General features: G+C 61.3%; 25 protein-coding genes and 1 pseudogene. 12 read left to right on the top strand and 14 right to left on the bottom strand.

Annotated elements, in window-relative coordinates:
* Window positions 1-47: 47 nt before the first annotated feature.
* From ACQUQ0_RS13605 to ACQUQ0_RS13590, 4 genes are all read left to right on the top strand, one after another.
* Entirely contained in the window at window positions 48-767 is a 720-nt protein-coding gene (locus ACQUQ0_RS13605; RefSeq protein ID WP_435185811.1) for a helix-turn-helix domain-containing protein, read from the top strand.
* Window positions 764-1,684: a sulfurtransferase gene (locus tag ACQUQ0_RS13600; RefSeq protein ID WP_435185810.1), complete on the top strand. Its 921-nt coding sequence runs from the start codon at window positions 764-766 to the stop codon at window positions 1,682-1,684. Before ACQUQ0_RS13605 ends, ACQUQ0_RS13600 begins: the two co-directional genes overlap by 4 nt.
* Window positions 1,685-1,912: 228 nt before the next feature.
* The gene (gene dps, locus ACQUQ0_RS13595) at window positions 1,913-2,572 is read left to right on the top strand and encodes a DNA protection during starvation protein (RefSeq protein ID WP_435185808.1); all 660 of its coding nucleotides are present in this window, start codon (window positions 1,913-1,915) and stop codon (window positions 2,570-2,572) included.
* 48 nt (window positions 2,573-2,620) lie between these two features.
* On the top strand, window positions 2,621-3,004 hold the full coding sequence (locus ACQUQ0_RS13590) for a 2Fe-2S iron-sulfur cluster-binding protein (protein ID WP_435185806.1): 384 nt from the start codon (window positions 2,621-2,623) through the stop codon (window positions 3,002-3,004).
* Window positions 3,005-3,301: 297 nt separating this feature from the next.
* Here the strand turns inward: ACQUQ0_RS13590 and ACQUQ0_RS13585 are convergent, their stop codons facing one another.
* The 4 genes from ACQUQ0_RS13585 to ACQUQ0_RS13570 all read right to left on the bottom strand — a co-directional run bounded on the left by ACQUQ0_RS13585 (window position 3,302) and on the right by ACQUQ0_RS13570 (window position 6,435).
* Window positions 3,302-3,427, bottom strand: a complete 126-nt coding sequence (locus ACQUQ0_RS13585) for a hypothetical protein (protein WP_435185804.1) — start codon at window positions 3,425-3,427, stop codon at window positions 3,302-3,304.
* A 395-nt stretch (window positions 3,428-3,822) separates the two neighbouring features.
* Window positions 3,823-5,571, bottom strand: a complete 1,749-nt coding sequence (locus ACQUQ0_RS13580) for a b(o/a)3-type cytochrome-c oxidase subunit 1 (RefSeq protein ID WP_435185802.1) — start codon at window positions 5,569-5,571, stop codon at window positions 3,823-3,825.
* On the bottom strand, window positions 5,571-6,083 hold the full coding sequence (locus ACQUQ0_RS13575) for a cytochrome c oxidase subunit II (protein WP_435185800.1): 513 nt from the start codon (window positions 6,081-6,083) through the stop codon (window positions 5,571-5,573). Before ACQUQ0_RS13575 ends, ACQUQ0_RS13580 begins: the two co-directional genes overlap by 1 nt.
* Window position 6,084: 1 nt before the next feature.
* The gene (locus ACQUQ0_RS13570) at window positions 6,085-6,435 is read right to left on the bottom strand and encodes a halocyanin (protein ID WP_435185884.1); all 351 of its coding nucleotides are present in this window, start codon (window positions 6,433-6,435) and stop codon (window positions 6,085-6,087) included.
* 463 nt (window positions 6,436-6,898) lie between these two features.
* Between ACQUQ0_RS13570 and ACQUQ0_RS13565 the strand changes: the two genes are divergently transcribed.
* The 3 genes and pseudogenes from ACQUQ0_RS13565 to ACQUQ0_RS13555 form a co-directional block, all read left to right on the top strand.
* Window positions 6,899-7,087: a hypothetical protein gene (locus ACQUQ0_RS13565; protein ID WP_435185798.1), complete on the top strand. Its 189-nt coding sequence runs from the start codon at window positions 6,899-6,901 to the stop codon at window positions 7,085-7,087.
* A gap of 146 nt (window positions 7,088-7,233) precedes the next feature.
* The gene (locus ACQUQ0_RS13560) at window positions 7,234-9,495 is read left to right on the top strand and encodes a heavy metal translocating P-type ATPase (protein ID WP_435185796.1); all 2,262 of its coding nucleotides are present in this window, start codon (window positions 7,234-7,236) and stop codon (window positions 9,493-9,495) included.
* 152 nt (window positions 9,496-9,647) lie between these two features.
* Window positions 9,648-9,941, top strand: a pseudogene (locus ACQUQ0_RS13555) (IS5/IS1182 family transposase); the annotation flags it as partial.
* Window positions 9,942-10,185: 244 nt separating this feature from the next.
* Here the strand turns inward: ACQUQ0_RS13555 and ACQUQ0_RS13550 are convergent.
* The 3 genes from ACQUQ0_RS13550 to ACQUQ0_RS13540 form a co-directional block, all read right to left on the bottom strand.
* On the bottom strand, window positions 10,186-10,620 hold the full coding sequence (locus ACQUQ0_RS13550) for a PIN domain-containing protein (RefSeq protein WP_435185795.1): 435 nt from the start codon (window positions 10,618-10,620) through the stop codon (window positions 10,186-10,188).
* Window positions 10,621-10,872, bottom strand: a complete 252-nt coding sequence (locus tag ACQUQ0_RS13545; protein WP_435185793.1) for an AbrB/MazE/SpoVT family DNA-binding domain-containing protein — start codon at window positions 10,870-10,872, stop codon at window positions 10,621-10,623. It abuts the gene before it with no gap.
* 66 nt (window positions 10,873-10,938) lie between these two features.
* Window positions 10,939-11,352: a PadR family transcriptional regulator gene (locus tag ACQUQ0_RS13540; RefSeq protein ID WP_435185791.1), complete on the bottom strand. Its 414-nt coding sequence runs from the start codon at window positions 11,350-11,352 to the stop codon at window positions 10,939-10,941.
* Between the two features lie 128 nt (window positions 11,353-11,480).
* Here ACQUQ0_RS13540 and ACQUQ0_RS13535 point away from each other — a divergent pair, with 128 nt between their 5' ends.
* Window positions 11,481-12,029 (top strand): hypothetical protein, encoded by a 549-nt coding sequence (locus ACQUQ0_RS13535; protein WP_435185882.1) that lies wholly within the window; start codon window positions 11,481-11,483, stop codon window positions 12,027-12,029.
* Between the two features lie 63 nt (window positions 12,030-12,092).
* On the opposite strand, the gene ACQUQ0_RS13530 is transcribed toward ACQUQ0_RS13535, so the two are convergent.
* Window positions 12,093-12,890: a hypothetical protein gene (locus ACQUQ0_RS13530; protein WP_435185880.1), complete on the bottom strand. Its 798-nt coding sequence runs from the start codon at window positions 12,888-12,890 to the stop codon at window positions 12,093-12,095.
* Between the two features lie 1,139 nt (window positions 12,891-14,029).
* Window positions 14,030-14,242 carry a hypothetical protein gene (locus ACQUQ0_RS13525; protein ID WP_435185789.1) on the bottom strand — a complete coding sequence of 71 codons (213 nt, stop codon included), beginning with the start codon at window positions 14,240-14,242 and terminating at the stop codon, window positions 14,030-14,032.
* Window positions 14,243-14,513: 271 nt separating this feature from the next.
* Here ACQUQ0_RS13525 and ACQUQ0_RS13520 point away from each other — a divergent pair, with 271 nt between their 5' ends.
* Window positions 14,514-14,936 (top strand): hypothetical protein, encoded by a 423-nt coding sequence (locus tag ACQUQ0_RS13520; protein ID WP_435185788.1) that lies wholly within the window; start codon window positions 14,514-14,516, stop codon window positions 14,934-14,936.
* Window positions 14,937-14,946: 10 nt separating this feature from the next.
* On the opposite strand, the gene ACQUQ0_RS13515 is transcribed toward ACQUQ0_RS13520, so the two are convergent.
* The 4 genes from ACQUQ0_RS13515 to ACQUQ0_RS13500 are packed head-to-tail and all read right to left on the bottom strand — an operon-like array spanning window position 14,947 to window position 18,906.
* Window positions 14,947-15,753 (bottom strand): ABC transporter permease, encoded by an 807-nt coding sequence (locus ACQUQ0_RS13515; RefSeq protein ID WP_435185787.1) that lies wholly within the window; start codon window positions 15,751-15,753, stop codon window positions 14,947-14,949.
* Entirely contained in the window at window positions 15,750-16,664 is a 915-nt protein-coding gene (locus tag ACQUQ0_RS13510; RefSeq protein WP_435185785.1) for an ABC transporter permease, read from the bottom strand. Before ACQUQ0_RS13510 ends, ACQUQ0_RS13515 begins: the two co-directional genes overlap by 4 nt.
* Entirely contained in the window at window positions 16,664-17,755 is a 1,092-nt protein-coding gene (locus ACQUQ0_RS13505) for an ABC transporter ATP-binding protein (RefSeq protein WP_435185783.1), read from the bottom strand. Before ACQUQ0_RS13505 ends, ACQUQ0_RS13510 begins: the two co-directional genes overlap by 1 nt.
* Window positions 17,752-18,906: a substrate-binding domain-containing protein gene (locus ACQUQ0_RS13500; protein ID WP_435185781.1), complete on the bottom strand. Its 1,155-nt coding sequence runs from the start codon at window positions 18,904-18,906 to the stop codon at window positions 17,752-17,754. The genes ACQUQ0_RS13505 and ACQUQ0_RS13500 overlap by 4 nt, the downstream gene beginning before the upstream one ends.
* 403 nt (window positions 18,907-19,309) lie before the next feature.
* On the opposite strand from ACQUQ0_RS13500, the gene ACQUQ0_RS13495 reads away from it, so the two are divergent.
* Window positions 19,310-20,212: an agmatinase family protein gene (locus ACQUQ0_RS13495; RefSeq protein ID WP_435185780.1), complete on the top strand. Its 903-nt coding sequence runs from the start codon at window positions 19,310-19,312 to the stop codon at window positions 20,210-20,212.
* A 15-nt stretch (window positions 20,213-20,227) separates the two neighbouring features.
* Here ACQUQ0_RS13495 and ACQUQ0_RS13490 read toward each other — a convergent pair whose 3' ends face one another.
* Window positions 20,228-21,739 (bottom strand): amidase family protein, encoded by a 1,512-nt coding sequence (locus tag ACQUQ0_RS13490; RefSeq protein WP_435185778.1) that lies wholly within the window; start codon window positions 21,737-21,739, stop codon window positions 20,228-20,230.
* 119 nt (window positions 21,740-21,858) lie between these two features.
* On the opposite strand from ACQUQ0_RS13490, the gene ACQUQ0_RS13485 reads away from it, so the two are divergent.
* Both ACQUQ0_RS13485 and ACQUQ0_RS13480 read left to right on the top strand, forming a co-directional pair.
* Window positions 21,859-22,512: an MBL fold metallo-hydrolase gene (locus ACQUQ0_RS13485; protein WP_435185776.1), complete on the top strand. Its 654-nt coding sequence runs from the start codon at window positions 21,859-21,861 to the stop codon at window positions 22,510-22,512.
* 105 nt (window positions 22,513-22,617) lie between these two features.
* A complete protein-coding gene (locus ACQUQ0_RS13480) occupies window positions 22,618-23,346 on the top strand; it encodes a cysteine hydrolase family protein (RefSeq protein WP_435185774.1) in 729 nt (242 codons plus the stop codon).
* Window positions 23,347-23,415: the final 69 nt, after the last annotated feature.

Here is a 23,415-nt window from a genome sequence, read left to right as displayed (position 1 = left end):
CCCCGACCAACCACCCGAGACTTCCCGATGCAGGACTTCAGACCCAAATGTACGACTTCAGCTTCGAGATAACGTACGACCCAGGCTCCGACGAGTACGTCGACCTGTTCATCGACCGCGAGTCCCTCCGGTCGGAAGCGATCTACTCGTGTCTCGATCCCGGCGAACTGTGGACGCTCGAGTCGGTGACGGGCGATCCGGAAGACCTCACGGCCGTCGACGAACTGCTGTTAGACGAGTCCGTCGACAGAGAGTCGATCAGCGGTCGGGAGTGCAGTTTCTCCCGGACGACGAGCCTCCTGACCGACGAGCATCGGCGCCGGGTCGCCTACACCTACGTGTCCGATGTGGACTTCTGCGAATCGGTCCCGTTCATCGTGGCGAAGTACGTCGACGGCGGCGTACTCTTCGAACAGACTCGGACGGGAGATACGGTCCGGTGGCGGGTGCTCCTGCAGGACGACTCGAAGGTTGGGTACCTGTACGACACGCTGTCTGCGAAACTTGGCGACGGTCTGTCGTTCTCGTTCAAACATCTGACGGAGGTCAACAGCTGGGACAGCGGCCTCCTCCCCCAGACCGACATCCGTCCCGAACAGCGCGAGATCCTGGCGGTGGCCGTCGACCGAGGCTACTTCGAGACACCCCGGGAAGTGACGCTCGACGAGCTCGCCGACGAACTCGACATCCCGCGCTCGACCGTGTCGTATCGCCTTCGGCGCGCGACAGCGGAGCTGGCAAAACGGTTCACGAACCACCAACTATGACCGACGATGATGCCCCGGATGCCGGGACACGGCCGGAAGCTGGCGCACCGCTCGACTCACCGTACCCCACGGACGTCCTCGTCGGCGCCGAGTGGGTGGAATCCCGACTCGATCGCTTCGACACTGAGGGGACAGACGCGAGGATACTCGAGGTCGACGTCAACACCGCGTTCTACGAGACCGGCCACGTTCCCGGTGCTGTCTGCGTCGACTGGAAGGAAGACCTCCGCTCGGCGGACTCGCACGACATCCTCGGCCCCGAAGAGATGGAGTCATTCCTGGGGTCCTGTGGAATCACCGAAGAGACAACAGTTGTCGTCTACGGCGACAACTCGAACTGGTTTGCGACCCACCTCTACTGGCAGCTCACCTACTACGGACACCCGGATGTCCGGGTTATGGACGGCGGCCGCGAGTACTGGGTCGAACACGACTACCCGGTTGCGACAGATCCGGTGGACCCGCCGACTGTCACGTACGGGAAGACGCTCGATCACCCGGCCAGTCCGGAAGTGCGAGCTTACCGTGACGACGTGCGTGACGCGCTCGAAACCGACACGATCCTCGTCGACGTGCGCCTCCCCGAGGAGTTCCGCGGTGAGATCGTGAAGCCACCGGGGATCGACGAGGGCGCCGTCCGCGGCGGGCACATCCCCGGATCGATAAACATTTTCTGGGCCGAGAATGTCCGTCCCGACGGCCGGTTCAAGCCGCCGGACGAACTCCGTGCCGTCTACGAGTCGCGTGGGATTACGCCCGACGACGAGATCACCGTCTACTGTCGGATCGGCGAACGGTCATCCGTGACGTGGTTCGTCCTCTCGGAGCTGCTCGGGTACGACCACGTGCGGAACTACGACGGCTCGTGGACGGAGTGGGGCAATATGATCGGTGTTCCGATCGAACGTGGCGAGTGACCATTGGACTGGCTAGAACACGGTCCACCTGTTCGTCCTTGGGTTTGATCCGGGACGGCGCCCCGCGATTCGACTCGATCCGGGAGGTCGAGCAGGGTCCGCCGATCCGTCTCACAGGCCGTCGACTGAACAATATTTTTTACTCCACTATCTTTAATTTGATATAGCGAAAGATTGTCTCACGACAAACCAAGGCTGATTGCTACTCTCGGGGTACGGAGAAATGCGATGTCCGATGAGAAAGAACACGGAAGCGGTTCAGTGGAACCAGGTGACACGAGCAAACGAGTCGGGGCAGAAGTCATTCGCGAGCGTGGTGTCGATCCCGAGGAACTCCGCGAGAAGCTGATCGACGCCATCGGGGCGGAGTTCACCACGTACTACTATTACACGAACCTCCGGATGCACCTCGCTGGTGAGGAGGACTATAAGGAAATCACCGAGGATGCCCGCCTCGAGGATCGGGCGCACTTCGAGTTGGTCGTGCCCCGGGTCTATGAACTGGAGGGGTCACTTCCGAACGACATCCGTGACTTCGCTGATCGCGCGTCCTGTCCCGACGCCGAAGTGCCGACGCCGATGGACGATAGTGGCGGGTTCGACACGTCCGATCTGGAAGTCGAGGACATTCTGGAGGTGCTGCTGGAGGCAGAGCGGTGTGCCATCCGGACCTGGAGCGAGATCTGTGATATGACTCGCGGTGCTGACCCGCGCACCTACGATATGGCCCAGCGGATCCTCAACGAGGAGATGGACCACGAGGCCTGGTTCATCGAGCTATTGAGCAAGGAACGGGACGACGAGATCAACCCGGCTGGCCACTTCGCCCGCGGCGAACCAGGCGACGCGCCCTACTCGACGAACAACCGGTTCAACGACTCGGCCTGATCCCAGTCGTCGGCGCTCCCAACCCCACCCTCCCCCTACTCCCCCGTTATGACACAATCGTCGAACGAAACGTGGACCGTCACGATCGTCGTTCCCGAGGACTCGTCGCTGGACGAGGCCGGTGAGACGTACGATCTCGACGTTGGCGCAGACGAGACGATCCTCGCGGCCGCGCGTTCGGCGGGTGTGTGGCTGCCGGCCGACTGCCAGCAGGGCTGGTGTACCACCTGTGCCGCCCGCCTCGTTGACGGCGACGTTGCCCACCCGAACGCGCGTCGGTACTACGATGAGGATGACGAAGCCGGTTACGTTCTGCCCTGTACCGCAAAGCCACGGACTGACACGACCGTCGTCGTTGACCGGTACGACGATTTCCTAGAATTCAGAGCCGCCAACGACAAACCCCCAGGTGTCTCGAAACTGCACGATTAGACAAAGCAATGAATGCAAACGACTTCTATTTGGACCAAACAGCCGACTAAGACCACGCTGAGCTAGCGATCGAAGCAATCTCATTTCCGATGAGGCGTATCAGCTCTGTCCGGCAGCGGCGACGGTACTCGGATGAAACCCCAAAGTCCGTGTCATCGCGTGGAAAGATGATTCCGCACTGCCCGGACGCTGTCAGTCCGCTATGGGTGGACTTCCCATCAAGTAGCCGTCTGCTGTAGGGGGTCCTGGGGAGTATTCACTGTCTAGGGGTGTAGTTTGGTTTCTACGCTCTCTGAATTAGAGTGCTCCTGCGAAGGTAGCTAAATCAACGACGATGATGAATACGACGACAAGGGCTGCGATAGCCATAACTGCCTTTATGAACCACGGTAGTGAGTCATCGTTGCTTGCTGCTTCGTTCATATTGAGTACTCTGGGTTCTACAACGCTAAACTCTCACTTGTCGTAGAACAATGTTAATTATTCTTTGCTGTTGAGTAGACTACTGTTGATGGCAAACTCTCGGGCAATTTTGCTGTGAGTTTATTTGGTAACGGACTCATCAGACCAAACGACACTTGACGAGTTAGCGACCGCACTTGACTATGCTGGATGGGATCGACAGTCTCCTATCGGCTCTATTGGACTCAGCCCGAGTTCGTTCGCGAATTTCTCTTCTCGGGTCGATACTGGGTACGAGGAAGTGAAATTGCCCGGCTTCCGAACCCGCGGCCCGCCGGCTTACGGGTCTCTTGCAGCCCTTTCGACGTGCTACGGCGAGTTCGTTAGCTGAGGTAGACGGGGTGATATCCATCAGGTCACTCAGGGAATGGTGGGACACCTGGTGTGAGCGGTCCATCTGTGAGCATTGAGCCGATCGGAATCCCGTATGCAATCACCACGAGAATTACGGCTATGGCAACCCAGAGTTTGAAATTATCCAGTACTTTGGGGCCATCACGTGCGCCGGAAATTGGTTCTGGCAGATGACTGTTTACTCGTAGTCGACCCCGTCCAGGCTCGGCAAGCCACGTGCCGATCATCACCGTCAAGAAGAGCATTGCACTGGTCGCAAGAATGATCCCGCCGAGTGCGATCTGGAGGCGGATCTCCCCGATAGACCCGAACGCGGCAACGAACTCGAACTGTTGGTACTGGGGTTCTGCGGTCCGGCGTGGGACCCCTGCAAGGCCGGCACGATGCATCGCGTTGGACATCAACGCCATACCAATGAACCACAGATACGGCTGTACTTGTGCAAAGCCGTAGAACTGGAGCCGCTTCCCTGTGATTTGGGGAAACAGCCAGTAACTGACCGCCATCATCGTGAGAGCGCTTGCGGTACCGACGGTGAGATGGAAGTGACCGGGCACCCAGAGTGTATTATGGATCAGTGAGTTGATATTCATCCCGGCGTTGACAATACCCGAGAAGCCACCGGCAGCAAACATCAGACCCGCGAGTGCCATCCCCGCGAATGACGGTCTTCCCCAGGGGAGTGCCTTGAGCCATCCGAGGTACCCCGAACCGCCGCGCTGTCTCGCCCCGTACTCTATGCTTGCGACGACAGTGAACGCCGTGAGGAAGCTCGGCAGCAACAGGAACATCGTGTTCGTCATCGCGATGAATTTGAAGCCCTCGGGAATACCGGGATCGGCATACTGGTGATGGAAGCCGACAGGGGTTGAGAGAATCAAGAAGAGAATAAAGACAATCCGTGCGAGCGGGTCGGAGAATAGTCGGCCGCCGGCGAGTTTCGGGAGCAACGTGTACCACGCGAAATACGCCGGTAACAACCAGAAGTAGACGACGGGATGACCAAAGTACCAGAACAGCGTCCGCGTCAGAAGCGGATCTACTTGCTGGATCAGCCCCAGCGAGAGCGGGAGTAGGAATACGAGAACCTCAACCGCCAGTCCCAGAGTACATATATACCACATAAGCATCGTGACGAGTACCATAAACGTCTGAAGTGGGATGCGCTCGTCAGCGTTGTCTTGGCGCCACCGGTAGAACATCCGGAACCAGTCGGCGCCCGCAAGCCAGGTGCCCACGAGGAACGAGGAGAGCCCGATGTAGAACAACGGGTGGGCCTGGAGGGGTGCATAGAAGGTGTAGAGGACGTCTGCCGAGAACGGGATCTCTCGGACGAGTCCGCCGAGAATGGCGACGGCGGTCGTCACCGCCCCGACGAACATAAGGAGGAACCAGAACAGCGAGAACCGCGGGCTGGGGAGGTCACGGCCCAGACTTCGGGTGGTGCCCCAGGTAAAGAGCCCCGCGAGGAAGAATATCGTGAAGAACAGGGCCAGCAGGACCCCGTGTCCGGTGAGAACGGTGTAGTACTGTACGGAGTTGATGACGCCGCGAAAGATACCGGTCCGGTGAAGTGCCTGCACGACGCCGAAGATAGCGCCGACGCCGAGGGCGGCGAACGAGAAGCCGAGACAGAGTCGTGCGATCTGCGCCGCCGAGGGATATTCGTTGACGAAGGCGTGTTGATTCCACGAAATCGGCCCCGTCTCCTGTACGTTTCCAGTCGCTTGGTCGTCGTTTGCGTGTGCCATTATTCGGTTCTGTTGATATCGAACTCGGATTGTGGAACGACGGTCAGATTGCCAGCCATCGAGTGATGAGCCGCTCCACAGTACTCGTTACAGACAATGCCGTAGGCCCCCGGTTCATCGAATTCGACCGTAACCGTCGCCATCTGGCCCGGGATGACCATCGTGTTGATGTTGGTCCCGACCACCTCGAATCCGTGAATCACGTCTTGGCTCACGACGTGGAAGGTGACCGTGCTGCCCGCTGGGACCTCGATCGGGTTCTCCGTGCCGGGAACGAACCGATAGCGTCGGGCTTCGACGTAGACATCGTACTCGTCTTCACCGACCTTGTACACGCCGGGATCCCGAACCTCCGAGCTGTTGAACGGATCCGTCGGGTTGACCTCGCCGCTCTCCGCACCGACCATACCGAAGCCGGCACCGACAGCACCGTACGTGACCGTCCCGATGAAGAGGACGATCAGGAAGAGCGCCGCGACGAGCCACAGCTTCTCGAAGCGATGAACGTGCATATTACCCGATCACCGTCGGTCCGTTCCCCAGGAATTCGACGAAGTACATAAACAGCCAGACGGCTCCGACAACGACGAAGTACGCCGTGAGCAGGAGTGCCGTGCCGACCGGGTCGTACTCGTCGTGGTCGACGCTCTCCAGTTCTGCTTCCGGGACGTCGGCCTCCAGCATCCGGCGGTTCGCCGACCCCGAGAGTGCGGGAACGCCTGCTGCGTCTTGGGCCTTCCCTGGCTGATACGTGTTCTGCGGTCGGTCGCGGCGGTTCGAGACGAACCGCAGCGAAGCGACGATGACCACCAGGAGCCCCAGACTGACCGCAGCGAGCAGAATCGGTCCCCAGCTAACAGCCATATTGACTGCCTCCCGATACTGGGTGATCTGGCCCTCGTACCCCGCGGTGGCCGGTAGTTCGCTCCGGTTCGGCAATTTCTACTAGCGAAGGGTCTCGTACCGTCCCACGATCCATACGCGTTAGAAACGACTTCGGACGAATCTATCTTCGCTTGTCGTAGGACAAATTCAATTGAGACGGGAGGACGTGCGGGTCGTTGTACTCTCGGACTCGATCGGCGTCTCGACCGAGCTCTTTGCGGCGAATCCGGCGTGAAACTGGGCTTGACCGGGCAATCCCGTTCTACAGACGGAGCAGGCCGAGCGCCTCGGGCCTTGACCCCGAGCAGTTTACAGAAACACTACTGCAGCCGGAAGCCAAAATCGGTGTGAGTAGTCCTATGGCGTTCGGATCCCGTCTGAGGCCGACTCTGTTGTCATAGGACAACCCCCAAGTTATTCAATTGTAGCCGAACCCTCTACTATGGAAGACCTCCCCCTCTCGTGGCTTCCACTCGTGGGACTGCTGGCCGTACCGTTTCTCGTCGCGTTCAGCGTCATACTGGAACCGATCGCCGTCCTCGCGATCCTCAACACAGCGCTCGTCGTCTTCGCCGTGCGTGTGATGCTCGGTTCGATGGATCTGAGCCGGTTCCACTCCCGTGAGGCGTGACGGTTTGGCCGGCTCAAGAAGCGCGAGCCGACGCGCCGATAATCCAATATATGGGTGAGTGTACACTGTGCGGGCTACCGACACCGACCCCGGCTCATAGCGACCCGAGAGTCGCCGGCGAATACTGCTGCCGGGGCTGTCTGGAGGTGGCGAAGACTCTCGATTCTGATCCGGAGAGCATTGATCTCGACGGGGATGTCGATACCGGCCCTGATCTCGACGAAGTAGCTGGCGAGCAAGCATACCTCGATGTCGACGGAATGCACTGTGCGACCTGTGAGACCTTTCTCGAAACAACGGCGACCGACACGGACGGCGTCCGGGCCGCCGAGGCCAGTTACACGTCCGGGATGTTACGGGTCGTGTACGACGACGACTGGCGGCCCGAGGAGATCGCGGAGGCGGTATCTGGCCACGGATACACTGCTGACACGACTGGCGCTGCCGGAGCGGAAGACGACCAGCAGACGCTCGCCCGCCTGCTCGTAGGGGGGTTCTTCGGGATGATGGTGATGGTGTGGTACGTCCTGTTCCTGTACCCGGTGTATCTCGGAATCACGGACGGCGCACTTCTCGTGGACCTCTCCGGACAGGTTGGCTGGTTCTTGTTCGCGAACGTCTGGGTGATGGCGACGGTAGTCCTCGGTTACACTGGGTACCCACTACTTAGAGGCGCGCTCGTCAGTCTCCGTGTCGGCCAACCAAATATGGACCTGCTAGTGGCCATCGCTGCTTCGACGGCGTATCTCTACAGCACGGCCTCGATGCTTCTCGGGCGCACTGAACTGTACTTCGATATCGCCGTCGTCGTCGTGTTGGCCGTGACGATCGGGGATTTCTACCAAGAGCGGATCCGCCAGCGTGCGACCGGCCGACTCGAAGATGTGACGAAAGAACGAGTCGAGGAGGTCCGGAAACGGACAGATGGAGGTATCGAGTCCGTTGAGCGGTCGGTCGTGGAGAGCGGTGACGAACTCGTCGTCAAAGAAGGCGAGTGGGTACCCGTAGACGGCACCGTCGTAGAAGGGCGGGCCGCCGTCGACGAAGCACTCGTCACCGGCGAGTCACTCCCCGTGTCGAAGGAGGCTGGCGAAACGGTGATCGGGGGCGGGACAGTGACCGATGGTGGAATCGTCGTCCGGGTAGACGAGAACCCCACGAGTACGGTAGACAGGCTTGTGGAGACGCTTTGGCGCGTGCAGACGGGCCGAACAGACGCCCAGCGGTTGGTAGATAAGATCGCCGCGGTGTTTGTCCCGTTGGTGTTTCTCCTCGCGCTCGGCACGACCGCCAGCCATCTGTTACTGGGTGCTGGAAGTACCGCTGCGCTGCTCACTGGCGTAACAGTACTGGTAGTTTCGTGCCCGTGTGCGCTTGGGCTGGCGACACCGATGGCAGTCGCAGCCGGTATCCGCGACGCGCTGCGGCAGGGGATCATCATCACGGAGAATTCAGTCTTGGAAATCACGCCCGATGTCGATATTGTCGCGTTCGATAAGACCGGTACACTCACGACCGGCGAGATGACGGTTCGGGAGACCTACGGCAATGACGAGTCGGTGGCGATGGCTGCAGCTGTCGAACAGTTTGCCTCGCATCCGGTCGCTGCGGCGATCCTCGATACCAATGCCGAACTGCCCGACGCTGTCACTGACGTTGAAACGCATCCGGGACAAGGAATCGGTGGAACGGTGGGTGACCGAGAGACACTGGTGGGGGACGAATCGCTATTTAGAGACGCTGGATGGACGATTCCATCCCACCTCGAGTCAGCGTATCGAGACTCCAGTCCAGATACGATTCCGACATTTGTAGGCTGGGATGGGGTAGTTCGCGGTGTTATCGTTGTTGGCGACGAGTTTAGACCGGAGTGGCGTTCAGTGGTGGAAAGACTGACCGAGAGTAAGCGAATCGCTGTAATTAGCGGTGATGACGAGGCAGCTGTGAGAACCATTGAGTCTCATCCTGGGGTAGATGACGTATTTGCTGAGATTCCACCAGAAGGAAAGGCGGCTGTCATAGACCGGTTGAGCGAGGACGGGAGCGTAGCGATGATCGGAGACGGGAGCAACGACGCGCCGGCGCTCGGTGCAGCCGACGTCGGTATTGCTTTGGAGCGGGGTACACAGCTCGCAGTCGACGCTGCAGATATCGTCGTCACCACTGACTCGATTTCGCCAATCCCCGCGATTTTCGAAACGACCCGAGGCACACGTCAACGCGTCCGTCAAAATCTCGGATGGGCGTTTCTCTACAACGGCATCGCGATTCCACTCGCCGTCTTTGGCCTGCTCAATCCCCTCTTTGCAGCAGTAGCTATGGCAATGAGTAGTCTATTGATTGTCTCAAATTCGACTCGAAGCGTAGTCGGATCCTCACCCAGTAAAGACGGTGGTTGGGAACTGTAGTTGGGTGGATTCGCGTGGTGATAGAGGAGCTGCCTCTTGTTTTTATCTGGTGATTCCATATACAGACAGGCATTTTTTATCGTGTTGAATAGCTATCTAATCGTCTGATATTATGGGTTAGAAGGGTGATATCGTGAGATTCGACTCTGCCCATAGAGATCGACCTCCTCGATTTTATTGAGCAGTGTTGGCACCTAGCCAACCAAGCGTTGGGGAAGTACCCGGGTGACCCCGCCAGGGGCGGGTTCGACCGCTGGAAGCACGTCGTTCTCCACTGTTTTTGACTCGAAGACAGCCACAGCTACTGTGAAACGCCGAATCGGCTGACGTATATATCCGAGATTTGTGACGCACTTGGTCTAGATCCGGACGATCTGCCAGACTTCACTACTCCCCACAAATCGTTTGATCGGCTGGAAATGTGGGTCTGGCGGGTGTTGCTGCGCTGATAATGTCTGAATACTTTTGGAAGCAGAGACTTCCGTGGAGGTAATGGGATTACGTCGAACTGAGATCAAGCGTCACCTACCAGAAAAGAAATCGACGAAATGCTGCGCTCCTTTGAGATGCACGGCGAGGTAGCCGACGATCGGCTCCCGGTGTGGGACGAGCTCCAGCAACTGTCGTCTGAGTACGAGGGGCGACTATCCTGATCCCGAACATCGTCACCAGCCGTGGCGTCTGCCGGCCTCAGTTTGGATCGTAGGGATTCGTTGCTGTGTCGAGTCGATAGATATCCTCGACAGCGTCAAAATCGTCGTCAAACGCATACAGGTAGCCGAGCCCCTCGGTTTGCATATACGCGACGATGCAAGCATCGACGAAGGAGAGCGGTTCGTGTTGGCGAAAGAGGCCCTTCCCTGTCGCGAGGGCGTCGGTAGTGAGTGAGTCGATGTGGAAGCGAGCGTTTTCTTCGATGCGATCGAGGAGATCGACGGCTGCGTCGTGGCTGGCGTGAGTCGTGAGGCCGTTGAGCGTTTCAGCGAGGACGTAGTCGAGGACGACTGCCTCCGGGAGCGTTCCATCGTCGATGCCCTGGAGCACGCGAAGCGCGGCATCGTGGGATCCATCCGGCCGGTATGCGGCGGCAAAGAGGACTGTCGTATCGATCAGTGCACGAGGCATTTACTCGACGTCGACGCCCCAGGCGTCGTGATCGCTCGTCACATCGGTTGACTCCTCACCAGCGTAGCCGTCAAAATCGGCGAACGTACCCGTTTGCTGTTGGATGACGTGGACCCGAATGCTCCCATCATCTTCGAGATGCCAACGGAGCTGATCACCATCGTCGATATCGAGTTCCCGCCGGATCCGGGCGGGGATATTTGCCTGGTTTCCAGACACCTTGCTTTCGGCGTCAATTCTGTCGCTGCTCATATCTCCCGGTATGTGGTCGACCGTGAAAAGCCTAGTGCGCCGCCACACTACTTTCAGTATATACGCTTATTCTGTATCCGGACGTGAGGCGTTCTCGTACTTGACCATCTTCTCGGGCTTGTCGGAGATGGTCTCGTAGATCTGCTGGAGCGTCTCTTCAGCGGCGAGCAGGTTGTGGTCGTTGAGGAACTCCCGCCCTTCCTCCGTGAGGCCGTAGAACTTCCAGGGGTAGCCCTGTCGGCGCTGGTCGTCGTCCAGGGCGACCTCTTTGACGATGCCGGCGTCGATGAGTTTCTGGATGTGCTTGTAGACGGTGGCATCACTCACGCTGGGGTTGAGCTCCTCGAGCTCGTACATCGAGGGCAGCTGCTCGGGGTGCTGGAGGATGTTGTTGATCAGCGCGAACCGCGTCTGTTGGGTGACAAAGTGGACGAGTTCGCGGGATTCCATCCCCTCAGCTGTCCCCAGGTCGGTGCTCATACGACACGATACACGGCCTGGCGGCAAGTAGTTTACCCTTGAGTAAACCGCCCTGGACTAAACCACACCTGACTAAGCTGGTGATTTACTCCGTAAATCATATCGCACGACGCTGAGAGGGGCCACATATATCCGACGAGGAGCCGCCCGTCCCCGAGGACGTCCTCACCAGTGCGAAGGACCAACTCGATGACGATGAGATCTCGCTGGCGGACAACGAGGAGATCCTCCACGCCCTGAGCGAACTGACCCCCGTCTACGAGAATGAACGCTCGTACTTCGTGCTGGGCAACTACGACCGGGAGCCGATTCGGCGGCTGAACCTCGTGGTCGACCGGCTCAACCGCCGGCAGGACGCCTACGCCTTCCGGATGGTCGACATCCGTGGCGAGTGGGACAACAGCATCCAGAAGTTCTGCCTCATCGCCGACATCGTCACCTACCTCGTTGGCGTCGCCGAGAAGGAACCGAGTGATTTCCTCGTCGAGCAGGGCCTCCTCGTCGGCACGACGGAGTTCTTCGCGAAGAGTCACGTCCTCAAGCGGGTGTATGAGGACGAAGAACACCCCTTCGGCTGGATGCAGGACGGCGTCTTCGAGCTGTTCGAGCAAGAGGGACGGCTGTATCGCTGGCAGACCGAGGAGGAGCTCGTCGATGTCACAGAAGAGCTCCCGTGACGGTAGTGGAACCGCAACTGTCTGCGTTAACCAACGTGGGTGATGAAGAGGGTGGTCTGTTGGTCAACCAGAATCAGCCGCATCGGCCGGGAGTCGGCCATCCGGGCGCGGGACTCGGCCACGCTTGATTTCGTGGTCAACGCGACGCAGGTGCTTACATCCGCCGGTGGGGGAGCGCTGCTGCCAGTCTGGACAGGGACAGGATTCGCCGACGACGTCGACTTCGTAGCGGTTCCCGGATGCCGACTGTACCTCGTACCGACCGCCCTTCTCCAGCAACGAGACCGACATCTCCTCGGTGACCGCGCGACGGGTACGAGGTTCGAGATCGTCGACCTGCCCACCGTTCGCTGAAGTGACCATCCGATCGCGAACGTCTCCTGTACAGCCACCATCCGGCGCGACGGCGTCAGGCCCGTGGACTCGCTCCTGAAGGAGGTCCTTGACCGGGTGGCCCTGTGGCCACAGGAAGTGGACTTCACGTCGCTCGCGATGGTCGAAGGACCCGCAGTCGACAGCGTGCCCGGTCCAAACCTGCCACGCCCCAAGCGCACTCATTACGTCGACGATGAGGCGCGGAACTGATTCGTGCTCGGTGGGGTAGAAGATCCGAAAGCGCGTACACTCCTCCTGTGGGGGGACTGTCGTCCACCACTCGACGTCGGTGTGCCAGCTCTCGAACATCGCCGTATCCTGCCCGTAGCCGACGGTCACATCATCGATTCGCGGGAGTGTACTGTCCGGATTGAACGGCCCCTCTTCGAGCAGTTTCAGCACCGCGTACCGCAGATACTCGTGGGTTGCATTCTCGGTCGAGTGGGCAACCTGTTCGTGGTGGGTTGCACTCCAGTACGCGAAGATTTCGGGATGTCGAAGCGAACCTAGTTGTGATTCTTAATCTCCCCGTCACCTATCTAGTTCACGATTCCTTCTACTCGCTCCTACAGACCGTCTATGAAGCGTGTTTGCGGAGTTGGAACTCTCTGTAGTGTGAGGTGAAAATACGAGGATGACGATGAGGAGCCTACGACCACGAGGGTGTCGTCCCACTCAAGAAAGGCCGCGATCTTCTCCACCGACAATTGAGAATACCCTGGGGAACGCACGATGGCTGTCATCACTGCCACTCATCGATAAGGATCGGCCTCAACGGATCGATCGGTTTCGAGGTCGATTCTGGTGTCAGAGGTTGCAACAAACGGAATCTCTTCGTATCATCCCACCCGATTTTACGGGTTAAATGCCGTTGTCAAGGTAATGAGTCCGATCACAGTCGTAATTGAGATGATGAGAATCACTCTTACCAATAGTGTGGGTAGCGTGATTTCTCGTAGCCGGCGATTCGCATCGATTTTGAGTACCTCCAGCGGGAGAACTGTACGAATTCACCAGGGTGCTGTTGGTGAAAACGGGAAGGCCGAGTCCGATCAGCCATCGCAGGCGTCGTTCTGTACGGGCCGATTTCGTCGTCATCAACGTCGACACGCCGCGTCATCGGCCCTACAGTACTCTCCCGTGTGCTGCTGAACTCCGTGACGGCGGGCGATGTCGAGACGGTCGTGGTCGACAGTGAGGTCCTGATGAGAGACGAGTCGGGCGAGTCACTGGACATCGAGCGCGTATACGAAAGCAGCGACGCGAGAGCGGGAACGCCTCCAATCGAAGACCGATTGGGAAACGTCTCTTGCCAGCAGTACGCCCCCCGGAACAGTCGATCCTCCGACGGCTCTCGGCGCGGCCCCTACTCCGAGCTATGAATCAGTACGGCCACGGCCTCTTCCACCGGTGTCTCTGACGCAGAGAGCGTGTGCGTCCCTTCACCGCGTCCGACGAGTAGCCCGGTCCTTGATGAGTCGACTCGGCACCGCACCCGATTTCTCTCCCAGTGGCTCCGTTGAGACGCCTCGTTGATCGCTTCCAACCCTGCTGGCCCGTGTCGGAGCCGTTCGTCGGCGACGGTCGAAAAGCACCTGTGTGAGTCCGGGCCTTGATCGGATCGCTCACTCCGTACCGTCTTCGAGATCGCTGATCGTGCCGTCAGCGATCGTAATCGTCCTCGAATCGCCGGGTTCGATTTCGGTGCAGGAGAGTGTGTCTTCGGGGGTGATGAGGACGGAGGGGTCACACGTCGGGGAAATGAGCGTCACGAGGTCTTCCGTACACGTATCGACGGTCGCGCGATATGTGCCATCAGGGATCTCGTGATGACTCACATCCGGATTGGTTCACCCAGTGACAAAGTAAATCGTCCGTTAAACTGCTCGTGGTCCCTCCCTGCGGCTTAAGCTCACATTGACCGTGAATCCACCGCGACCGAGGACCCCGTTCGCGTCCGCAAACGATCTCTCTCGGCGACGCCGACTCGGACGCAACCCCGATGTAGGGCCGGCGCGTAGTACCGCTATGCCGTTCGAAACGCCGCCGCTTGTCGCCCCCGACGAAACGGTCCCGGAACGAACCGGTACCGTGGAGTTCACCGTCCGTATGCTGACCATCGACGATGCGGAGATGGACTACGAAGCCGTCACCCAAAGCCGGGAACGGCTTCGGGGAACGTTCGGACCGGACCACGAGTGGCCGCCGGACGATCTCTCCGTGAGACAGAACCGCATCGACGTCGCGTGGCATCACAAGGAGTTCCAGCGCCGGGACGCGTTCACGTACGCCGTCGTCACACCCGACGACAGCGTCGAGCTGGGGTGTGTCTACGTCCAGCCGACCCGTGCCGAAGGCTACGACGCCGCAGTCTACTTCTGGATCGGCGAGGCCGGTGTCGAGCGGGACCTCGAAACGGCCATCGGGGATCACGTCCGCGAGTGGATCGAGACCGACTGGCCCTTCGAGGCGGTCGCGTATCCGGGCCGAGAGATTCCCTGGTCGGCGTGGGAATCGCTCGGGGGTGCCTGATTCCGGCTGTTCAGTCCCAGATACCCCCGACAGCGTAGTCGAGGACGGACATCACGACGAACGTGAGCGCGATGAACAACACGCTGATGGCGGCGATGACGGGCGAGTAGGTGTATCGCAGGCTGGTGAAGATCTTGATCGGGATCGTGTTGAACGAGAACCCCGAGACGAGCCAGGCGATGATGTACTCGTTCAGCGAGAAGATGAATGCGAACAGCGCTCCCGTGACGATGTTTGCCCAGAGCAGCGGCACGGTTATCGAGCGGATCGTCCTGACGGGTCGGGCGCCGAGGTTCATCGCAGCTTCCTCGTAGGTCTGATCGATGTCCTCCAGGCCCTGTGAGATCAACACGAAGGGGAACGGCGTGAGGAATACCGTGTGGGCGAGCACGAGCGCCCAGGTCCCCCGGCCGAGCCCGATCGCGATGAAGAAGATCGTGAACGCGACCCCGAGGATGACCGGCGGGAGCATAATCGGGAGCGTGCTCATCGCGAACAGCGCCGACCCGAAGCGGTAATCGAACCGATCGAGAGCGAACGCGGCGGTCCCGCCCAGCGTGGTCGCGAACACCGCAGAAACGGTCGCGACGACGAGGCTGTTCTGGAGCGCGCTCCTCCACTGCGCGGAGGCGAACAGCGAGTCGTACCAGCGGAGAGAGAGGCCGCTCGGGGGGAACTGGAGGAACTCCGTCGGGGTGAACGACATCGCCGTGATGACGACTAACGGGGCGACGATGAACAGCATCACGAGCCAGACGTAGCCTCGGAGCGCGAGCCGCAGGAAGGAGTCGCGGCCTCGGAATCTGGATTCGCTCACGTGATCCCACCCCCGTACGATTCGGGGTCGATGCCGGCCACCCGTATACCGACGACGGCGAGAATCACGACCACGATCAGCAGGCCGATACTGAGAGCGGCTGCGAAGGGAATGTTCGACTCCAGCATCACCTGGTTCCCGATGAGGACCGCGAGCGTCCACTGGGGTGGACTCCCGAGGAGTCGTGGGAGCACGTACACGCCCAGCGAAAGCACGAACACGAGCATCGTCCCGCTCGCGATGCCGCTCGCCGAGAGCGGCAGCGTCACCCGCCGGAACGTCGTCAGCGGCCCCGCTCCGAGGTTTTTCGACGCTTCGAGGAGTTCGCGGTCGATGTTCCGGAGGCTCGTGTACAGAGTGAGTACCATAAACGGCAGGAAGACGTACACCATACTCACGACCAGCGCCCAGTAGCCCGGGACGAGCCCGGAGGGCTCGGCCATCAGCCCCAGCGCGGCCGCGATCCGGGGAACGGGACCGCCCTCCTGCAACAGCGTCGACCAGGCGTATCCGCGGATAATGAACGTCAGCCAGAGCGTGGAGACGGTGACGGTGAGGTACAGCCGACGTACCAGCCCGTTTTTGACTCTCACGATGTAGTACGCCAGCGGGTAGCCCATAACCAACGAGATGACTGCCGTCACCGCCGACAGCCGGAGCGTGTATATCGCCCGGTCGACGTACAGCGACTCCGTGAGGAAGCGAACGTAGTTCTCGAAGGTGAATGCCGGCTCGAAGTAGCCGCCGCTGATGTTGCGGTAGAAGCTGAAGACGAACAGCATCGTCATCGGGACCGCAAACAGGACGAGGAGTACCACGGTCGGGTACGAGGCGACGAGGTACTTGACTCGCGGGACGACGCCGCCGTAGAGCGTGTTTCTGAGGTTCTGCTGTGCCGCGTCCGCAGCCATCACTCGGTCACCACCAGGCAGTCGTCGGGGTCGATGGTCACCGCGAGCGACGACCCGATCTCGCGGAGGGAGTCCTCGGTCGACGCCGAAGCGATAACCTCGGTGTCGAACTCGGGGACATCGAGGTGGTACTCGACGCTGTCACCGACGTACCGACGGGTCTCGATCGTGCCCTCGACGGTGAGCTGCTCGGCCGTCTTCGAGGGACCGCCGTCGGCGACTGCAGCCCCGACCTGCGCTCGCTCCGGGCGCAGGACGATCGTCGCGTCCTCGCCCGGTTCGACCTGGTCCTGTGGGACGCCCGCCAGGAGCGATCCCTCGTGGTTCACCCAGGTGTACTCCTCGCCCACCTCGGCCACCACGCCGTCGAAGAGATTCGCCGTGCCGACGAAGTCCGCCACAAAGCGCGTCTCGGGCCGTTCGTAGACCGCTTCCGGTTCGCCGACCTGTTCGAGGCGACCGTCGTTCATCACGGCGACCCTGTCGCTCATCGTGAGCGCCTCCTCCTGGTTGTGGGTCACGAGTACCGTCGTGATCCCGATCTCCCGCTGGATGCGCTGGAGCTCGATCTGCATCGACTCACGGAGCTTCTTGTCGAGGCTCGCGAGCGGCTCGTCCAGCAGGAGCACGTCGGGCTCGGGAGCCAGCGCCCGCGCGAGCGCGACCCGCTGCTGTTGGCCGCCCGAGAGCTGGTCGGGCATCCGGTCGCCGAACCCCGGGAGTTCGACGAGTTCGAGCATCTCTTCGACCCGCTCGCGGCGCTCCTGTTCGGGAACGCCGTCGACGAGCAGGCCGTACTCGACGTTCTCGTAGACGGACATATGCGGGAACAGGGCGAAATCCTGAAACACCATCCCGGTGTTGCGCTGGTCCGGTGGGAGGTCGTTGACGCTCACGCCATCGATACCGACGACGCCAGCGGTCGGCTCCTCGAACCCGGCGATGGTCCGCAGCGTCGTCGTCTTGCCGCAACCCGAGGGGCCGACCAGCGTGACGAACTCGCCGTCCTCGACGCCGAGTGTCACACCCTTGACGGCGAGCACACCGCCCGGGTACTCCTTCTCGACGCCGTTGAGCGTCACGTCGCTCATGACTGGACGATGAGCTCGTTCCACATCTGATTAATCGTCTCCTGACGCTCGACGTACATCTTGAAGTTCGGCTGGATGGCTTCCTCGATGCCCGGGCCGGCGATCCGTTCGTACGTTTCGTCCGAAAGCGTCGTGTACTGGCTCTCGATCGCCGGCACGGTGTACAGGTTCTCCGCGATGCGGTCCTGAACTTCCGGCTGGGAGGCGTAATCGATGAACTCTCTGATGGCTTCGGTCTTCTGGCTGGTCTTCGGCGACACCCAGCGTCCGCTGCCGAGCACCGACCCCTCCTCGACGAAGGTACTCTCGACCGGCGCCCCGTTCTCCTGCAGAACGATGGTGATGTCGTTGTAGAGCATCCCCATCGGCACCGAGCCGTCTTTGAGCTTCGACTGGAAGTTCGCCTCGTTAGTGTACCACATCTGCGCCTGCGGCTTCACCTCGGCGAGCTTCTGGAACACCTTGTTGAGGCCCTCCTCCGTCGAGAGCGTCTCCTGACCGTCGAAGTGGACCGCTGCGGTGATGTCAGGCATATACCCCGTGACGGCGGGCGTCATCATCGCCATCTGGTCCTCGTAGGCGGAGTCCCACAGCGACGTCCAGGAGGAAGGCCCCTCCGAGACCGCCTCGGTGTTATGCACGAGGTTGATGAACCACCCCATCGACCCGACGCCGTCGATCATCCCCTGATCGTTCGTGTTTATCAGGTCGTCGGAGATGTACTGGAGGTTCTCGAAGTCGCTCTCCTCCCACGTCATCCAGATGTCCGAGTTCCGCCCGCGGTAGAGGCCCGGAACGGTCACGATGGCGACGTCGACGGGAGCAGAGCCGCCCTGGACGGCACTTTGGAGTTTCGGGAGCATCTCGGCGGTGCCGCCCTGCGGTTGCGACTCGATTGGGTAGCCCGTCTCTTCGCTGAACGGCTGGAACAGTTGCTCGTCGAGGACGGTCTTGAACGCGCCCCCGAACGAGGAGAACGTGAGCGGGTCCGACTCGCTCGGCGTCACCACCTCCGTGGTACTGGTCCCGGAGCCGCCCGAACCGCCGAGACAGCCGGACAGCAAGGCAGCACCGGCCGTCACCGCGCCGGTCGTCTTGAGAAAGTCGCGGCGGCCCGCGCCCGTCTCTTTCGAGTCATCAATTTGTGACATTTGTGCTTCTTTATCCGAATCCTCGCCACGTTTGTAACTGAATTTGCTCACGAACTGACTGAACCAACTCTGAAATAAATATCTTCGCTATTATTGGTCAGCACGAGAGTTAAGGTACACGTACATCACCCAACAGTGAGGATGAGGTACATACAGTATAAGCAGGTACCAACATCCGCCGAGGCGCGTGAGCGAGCGACCCGAGCGACTGACGAATACAGGCGACGCTTTCACTACTCGCCTCTCTCCCTCGGAGTTCCGAGGGGTGTCTTCCGGCTCCGTTCGCAGAATTCAACTGAATATAAAGATTTTACAAGTATAGCGGATAGAATCAGCTGTGTCTGATGAAATAGAAGATACGACTGAACAAACGAGCCCTCTTTACGTGGGCTCAAAGACGTTTATGGAATCGGAGGAAGCCGACCCGCACGACCTTCCCGAGGGGACTGACATCGGCGTCGTGGGGGTCCCCTTCGACGGCGGGGTGACCCGCCAACCGGGGACGCGCTACGGACCCGAGAAGATCCGCCGCGAATCCGGATGGTACGCCAGAAACGACGGCGGTTTCAACGCCGCGACCGGCCGGCGTGTTGACTTCGGCGACGTCTCGATCCGCGACTGTGGCGACGTGCCGCTGAAGACGACGGACATCAAGGAGACGGGCGAAGGTATCCGCCGGACGGTCCGGACGGTCGCGGAGTCGAGCTTCCCGGTCGTCCTCGGAGGCGATCACTACCTCACCTATCCGTCTTTTTGCGGTGTCGCGGAGGCGAACGGCGAGCGGCTCGGAATGATCCACCTCGACTCTCACTCCGACGTGTACGGGTCGTGGGATCTGCACGGCGACCACTGGCACGGCTCGCCGATGAACCTCATCAACGACACCGAGTACGGGGGCTATGAGACGCACTCGATGGTCGGACTCCGCGCCCGGGAAGCGCCGGACTTCCCCGAGTTCGTCGAGGAGGAGGGCCTCAACGTGAGCTACGCTCGGGATGTCGACGACCGTGGGATCGAGGCCTGTATCGAGGACGCGATCGAACACGCCACCGCCCGCGTCGATTCGGTGTATCTCACGGTCGACATCGACGTCGTCGAGCCGACCATCGCGCCGGGGACCGGAACCCCGGAGTTCGGGGGGATCGACGCCACACAGCTCCTGACGGCTATGGACCGACTCGGCGAATGTGCGGACATCTGTGCGGTGGATCTCGTCGAGGTCGCTCCCCGTCTCGATTCGTCGCGGATGACACAACGGCTGGCCGCGGCGGCGCTCTCGCGGTTCCTGGAAGCCAAGTTCGGATGATCCGATTGCCTCGGCCTAGACCGCCGCTGGATCGAGGTCCTCGACGAGCCGCCCGACCCGATAGAGCGTCCGCTCGGCGAACGGTGAAGCGACGAACTGGATCCCGACAGGCAAGTCGCCCTGTGAGACGGCCGGAACGCTGAGGGCGGGGTGTCCGGTCTGATTGAACAGCCCCGTGTTCGCCGGGAGCCAGCCGAGGCGCTCGACGCGCTCGGCGACGGAGTCGGCGGGTTCGAGCGCCCTCGTCGGAGCGGTCGGCAGCGCGAGCACGTCGCAGTCGGAGAGGGCCCGGTCGTAGGCCCTGCCCGCGGCGAGGACGCTGTTTTTGGCGCGTGCGTAGGCGGCGCGGTGCTCGGATGCCTCGACGGCTGTCGACCCTCGCATCGATGCACGCACTGCCGGTGAGAGTTCCGCCGGGGTCGCCCGTCGCCGCTCGCCGAGCGTCTCGGCCAACTCCGCCCAGTGCCACCCTCCTGTCCCTCTGGATACGCCGTCGCTCCGGACTGTCTCGGTCGCGCCGATACCGGCGAGCGTCCCGACGAGTTCGAGCGACCGCTCGTGGAGCGGGACCGACACGTCCACGAGCGACGCGCCGGTAGCCTCGAGCGCGTCGAGCGTCCTCCGGACGCTGTCGGCGACGGCGTCTTCGAGGAAGGGCCAGTCGAACCCTTCCGTCAAGACGCCGATCGTAATCGACGACGGGTCGGCACGCGCTGTCGAAGGGGACGAGAAGCCGTCGTAGTCGGTCGGCTGTCGGGGGTCCATACGACACCCGTCCTGGATATCCGTCCCCGCGATGGCCGTGAGTACGCGGGCGTTGGTGTCGACGTCTCGAGTGAGGATCCCGACGTGATCGAAACTCGGGTCCATCCCCGCGACGGCCGTGTAGGGGACAGCCCCGTGGGTGGGCTTCAAGCCGACCAGTCCGCACCACGCCGCTGGGTTCCGGACCGACCCCGCCTGGTCGGTGCCGAGCGCGGCGTCGCACTCCCCGGCCGCGACGGCCGCAGCGGAACCGCTGCTGGATCCTCCGGCGAGGCGGGTCTCGTCGTGCGGGTTCGTCGTCGTACCGAACTCCCCGAACTCGCCGGCGTCGCCCATCGCGAACGCGTCCATACTGTTCTTGCCGACGACGGTGCCGCCGGCGTCCAACAGCCGCCCCACGACCGTCGCGTCCACGCTCGGAACGAAGTCCGCTAGCAACTCCGAGCCGAGGGTGCACGGATAGCCCGCGACGGCGATACTGTCCTTGAGACCGAACGTCAGGTCGTCGAGGATCCCCGGCCCCTCGCCGGCGAGCTCGAAGCGGGTGACCCAGGCGTCGTGCGGGTCCGTCTCGGGGGCGGTGCCGTCAGTTCGGGGCCCGTACGTCTCTGTCGACCCGTGGAGGACCTCGAAGCGGGGCGACGGCGGAAGCGACGCCGCCGCCTCGGTCATTGCCTCACCGAGTCTGGCGGCGGCTTCCTCGTTTACGTCTCCGGCTTCGAAGCGCGGCGTCAGGGGTGGGACGTTCGGATGGTCGGCCATATGAAGCGTACACCTGCTGGCCCCGCGTATCTTGATAGCTCTTCGGCTTGAACTCCTAAAGCCGATTAATACACTCCGTACACAAGCCTTTAGTGGCTCTTGGGTACTTCCCGTGGTGGATGAACCCGATCACCGAAGTCGCACCCGACGTGTACGATCTCACGCTGGAGACGTCGCCCGCGCGCTACCGGGCATTCCTGTTCGACCGTGGGACACCGACACTCGTGGACTGTGGGCTCGAACGCACGGCCGACACGCTCTTAGACCGGCTGGAGACCCTCGGAACGGTCCCCGAACGGCTCGTCGTGACACACGCCGACCACGACCACATCGGTGGCTACGACGCGCTGGTCGAGCGCTATGACCTCGAAACGTACGTTCCCGCTGAATCCGCTCTCGATGTGTCGGTCCCACCGACGGGTCGATACGGCCACGAGGATGCCGTCGGTCCGTTCACGGCGGTACACGTCCCCGGACACACCGACGACAACTACGCACTCGTAGACGAGACTCGCGGGCTCGCCGTGATGGGAGACGCGGTGATCGGCGCGGACTGGCGGGGACTGCCGGCGGGCTACTTCGTGTTGGTCGAGGGGATCTATTCGGACGATCTGCGGGCGGCAGAGCGCAATCTCGAACGGCTCGTGGAGTATGAGTTCGACGTCGGGCTCGTGTATCACGGCAGTTCCGTCACGGAAGACGCCGACGAGAAGCTGAGAGCGTTCGTGGACTTCCCCAACAAGCCGTCGTCCTGGCCGGCGGACGTCGAGTAGCGCCGACACCGTCCGTGACGTACACTGATGAGAGGTATGAGTCCGTATTAAGTGTTTAATCACTATGAACCGATGGCTTTTCCGGCTGCCCGCGTCGGTCCACCTATGGTACCGACAGACGCCGGAGCCGTCGGCGACACGCCGGCACTCCTCGTCATCGATCCGCAGCGGGATGCGCTATCAGCCGACGGGGCACTCGGTTCCCCCGCGACTTCCACGGACGGACTGGACGCCGTCATCGAGAACATCAACACGGTCGTCGACGCGGCCCGCGAGAGCGACGTGCCCGTGCTCTGGACTCGGGAGGTCCACCGCCCCGATCTCGCGGATTACGGCGCCGAACTGCTCTCCTCGGAACCCGAACACGGGCTCGCCGGCGAGTCGAGCAGCGAGTTCCACGACGACATCGACGCCGACGTCGACGAGCTGGGCCCGGCGGAGTACCTGATCACCAAGCGCCGGTACAACTGCTTCCACAACACGGAGCTCGATCACCTCTTGGACACCTTCGACGTCGACACGCTCGTGCTCACGGGCGTCCTCACGAACGTCTGCGTTCACTACACCGCCCACGGTGCCCACGAACGCGACTACGCTTTCAGAACCGTCGAGGAGTGCACCGCGGCACCGAGCGAGGAACTCCACGAGTCGGCGTTGCGGTTTATGCGCTATCTCCAACCGGACGGCGTCCCATCGATCGATACCGTCTTGGACGGGTTCGATGCCTACGCCGGAAACCCCATCGTCGAGCGCGTCAAACGCGAGGGGCGAGTCGCTCCCGGACCGGTCCATTCGATGTCGGAGCCGGCGGAACCTCCGCAAACCGACGACTGATCGCATCCGCGAAGGGGGCCCCAAGTTGGTCGGACAGTGGCTCTTCCCGCCGCTTCTTTCCAGATTTTC

The sequence above is a fragment of the Halobellus sp. EA9 genome (genome assembly GCF_051195055.1).
GTDB classification, from domain to species: Archaea; Halobacteriota; Halobacteria; order Halobacteriales; family Haloferacaceae; genus Haloquadratum; species Haloquadratum rubicundus.
The sequence above is the reverse complement of the archived record's forward strand: the minus strand, read 5'-3'. Positions and strand labels throughout refer to the sequence as shown.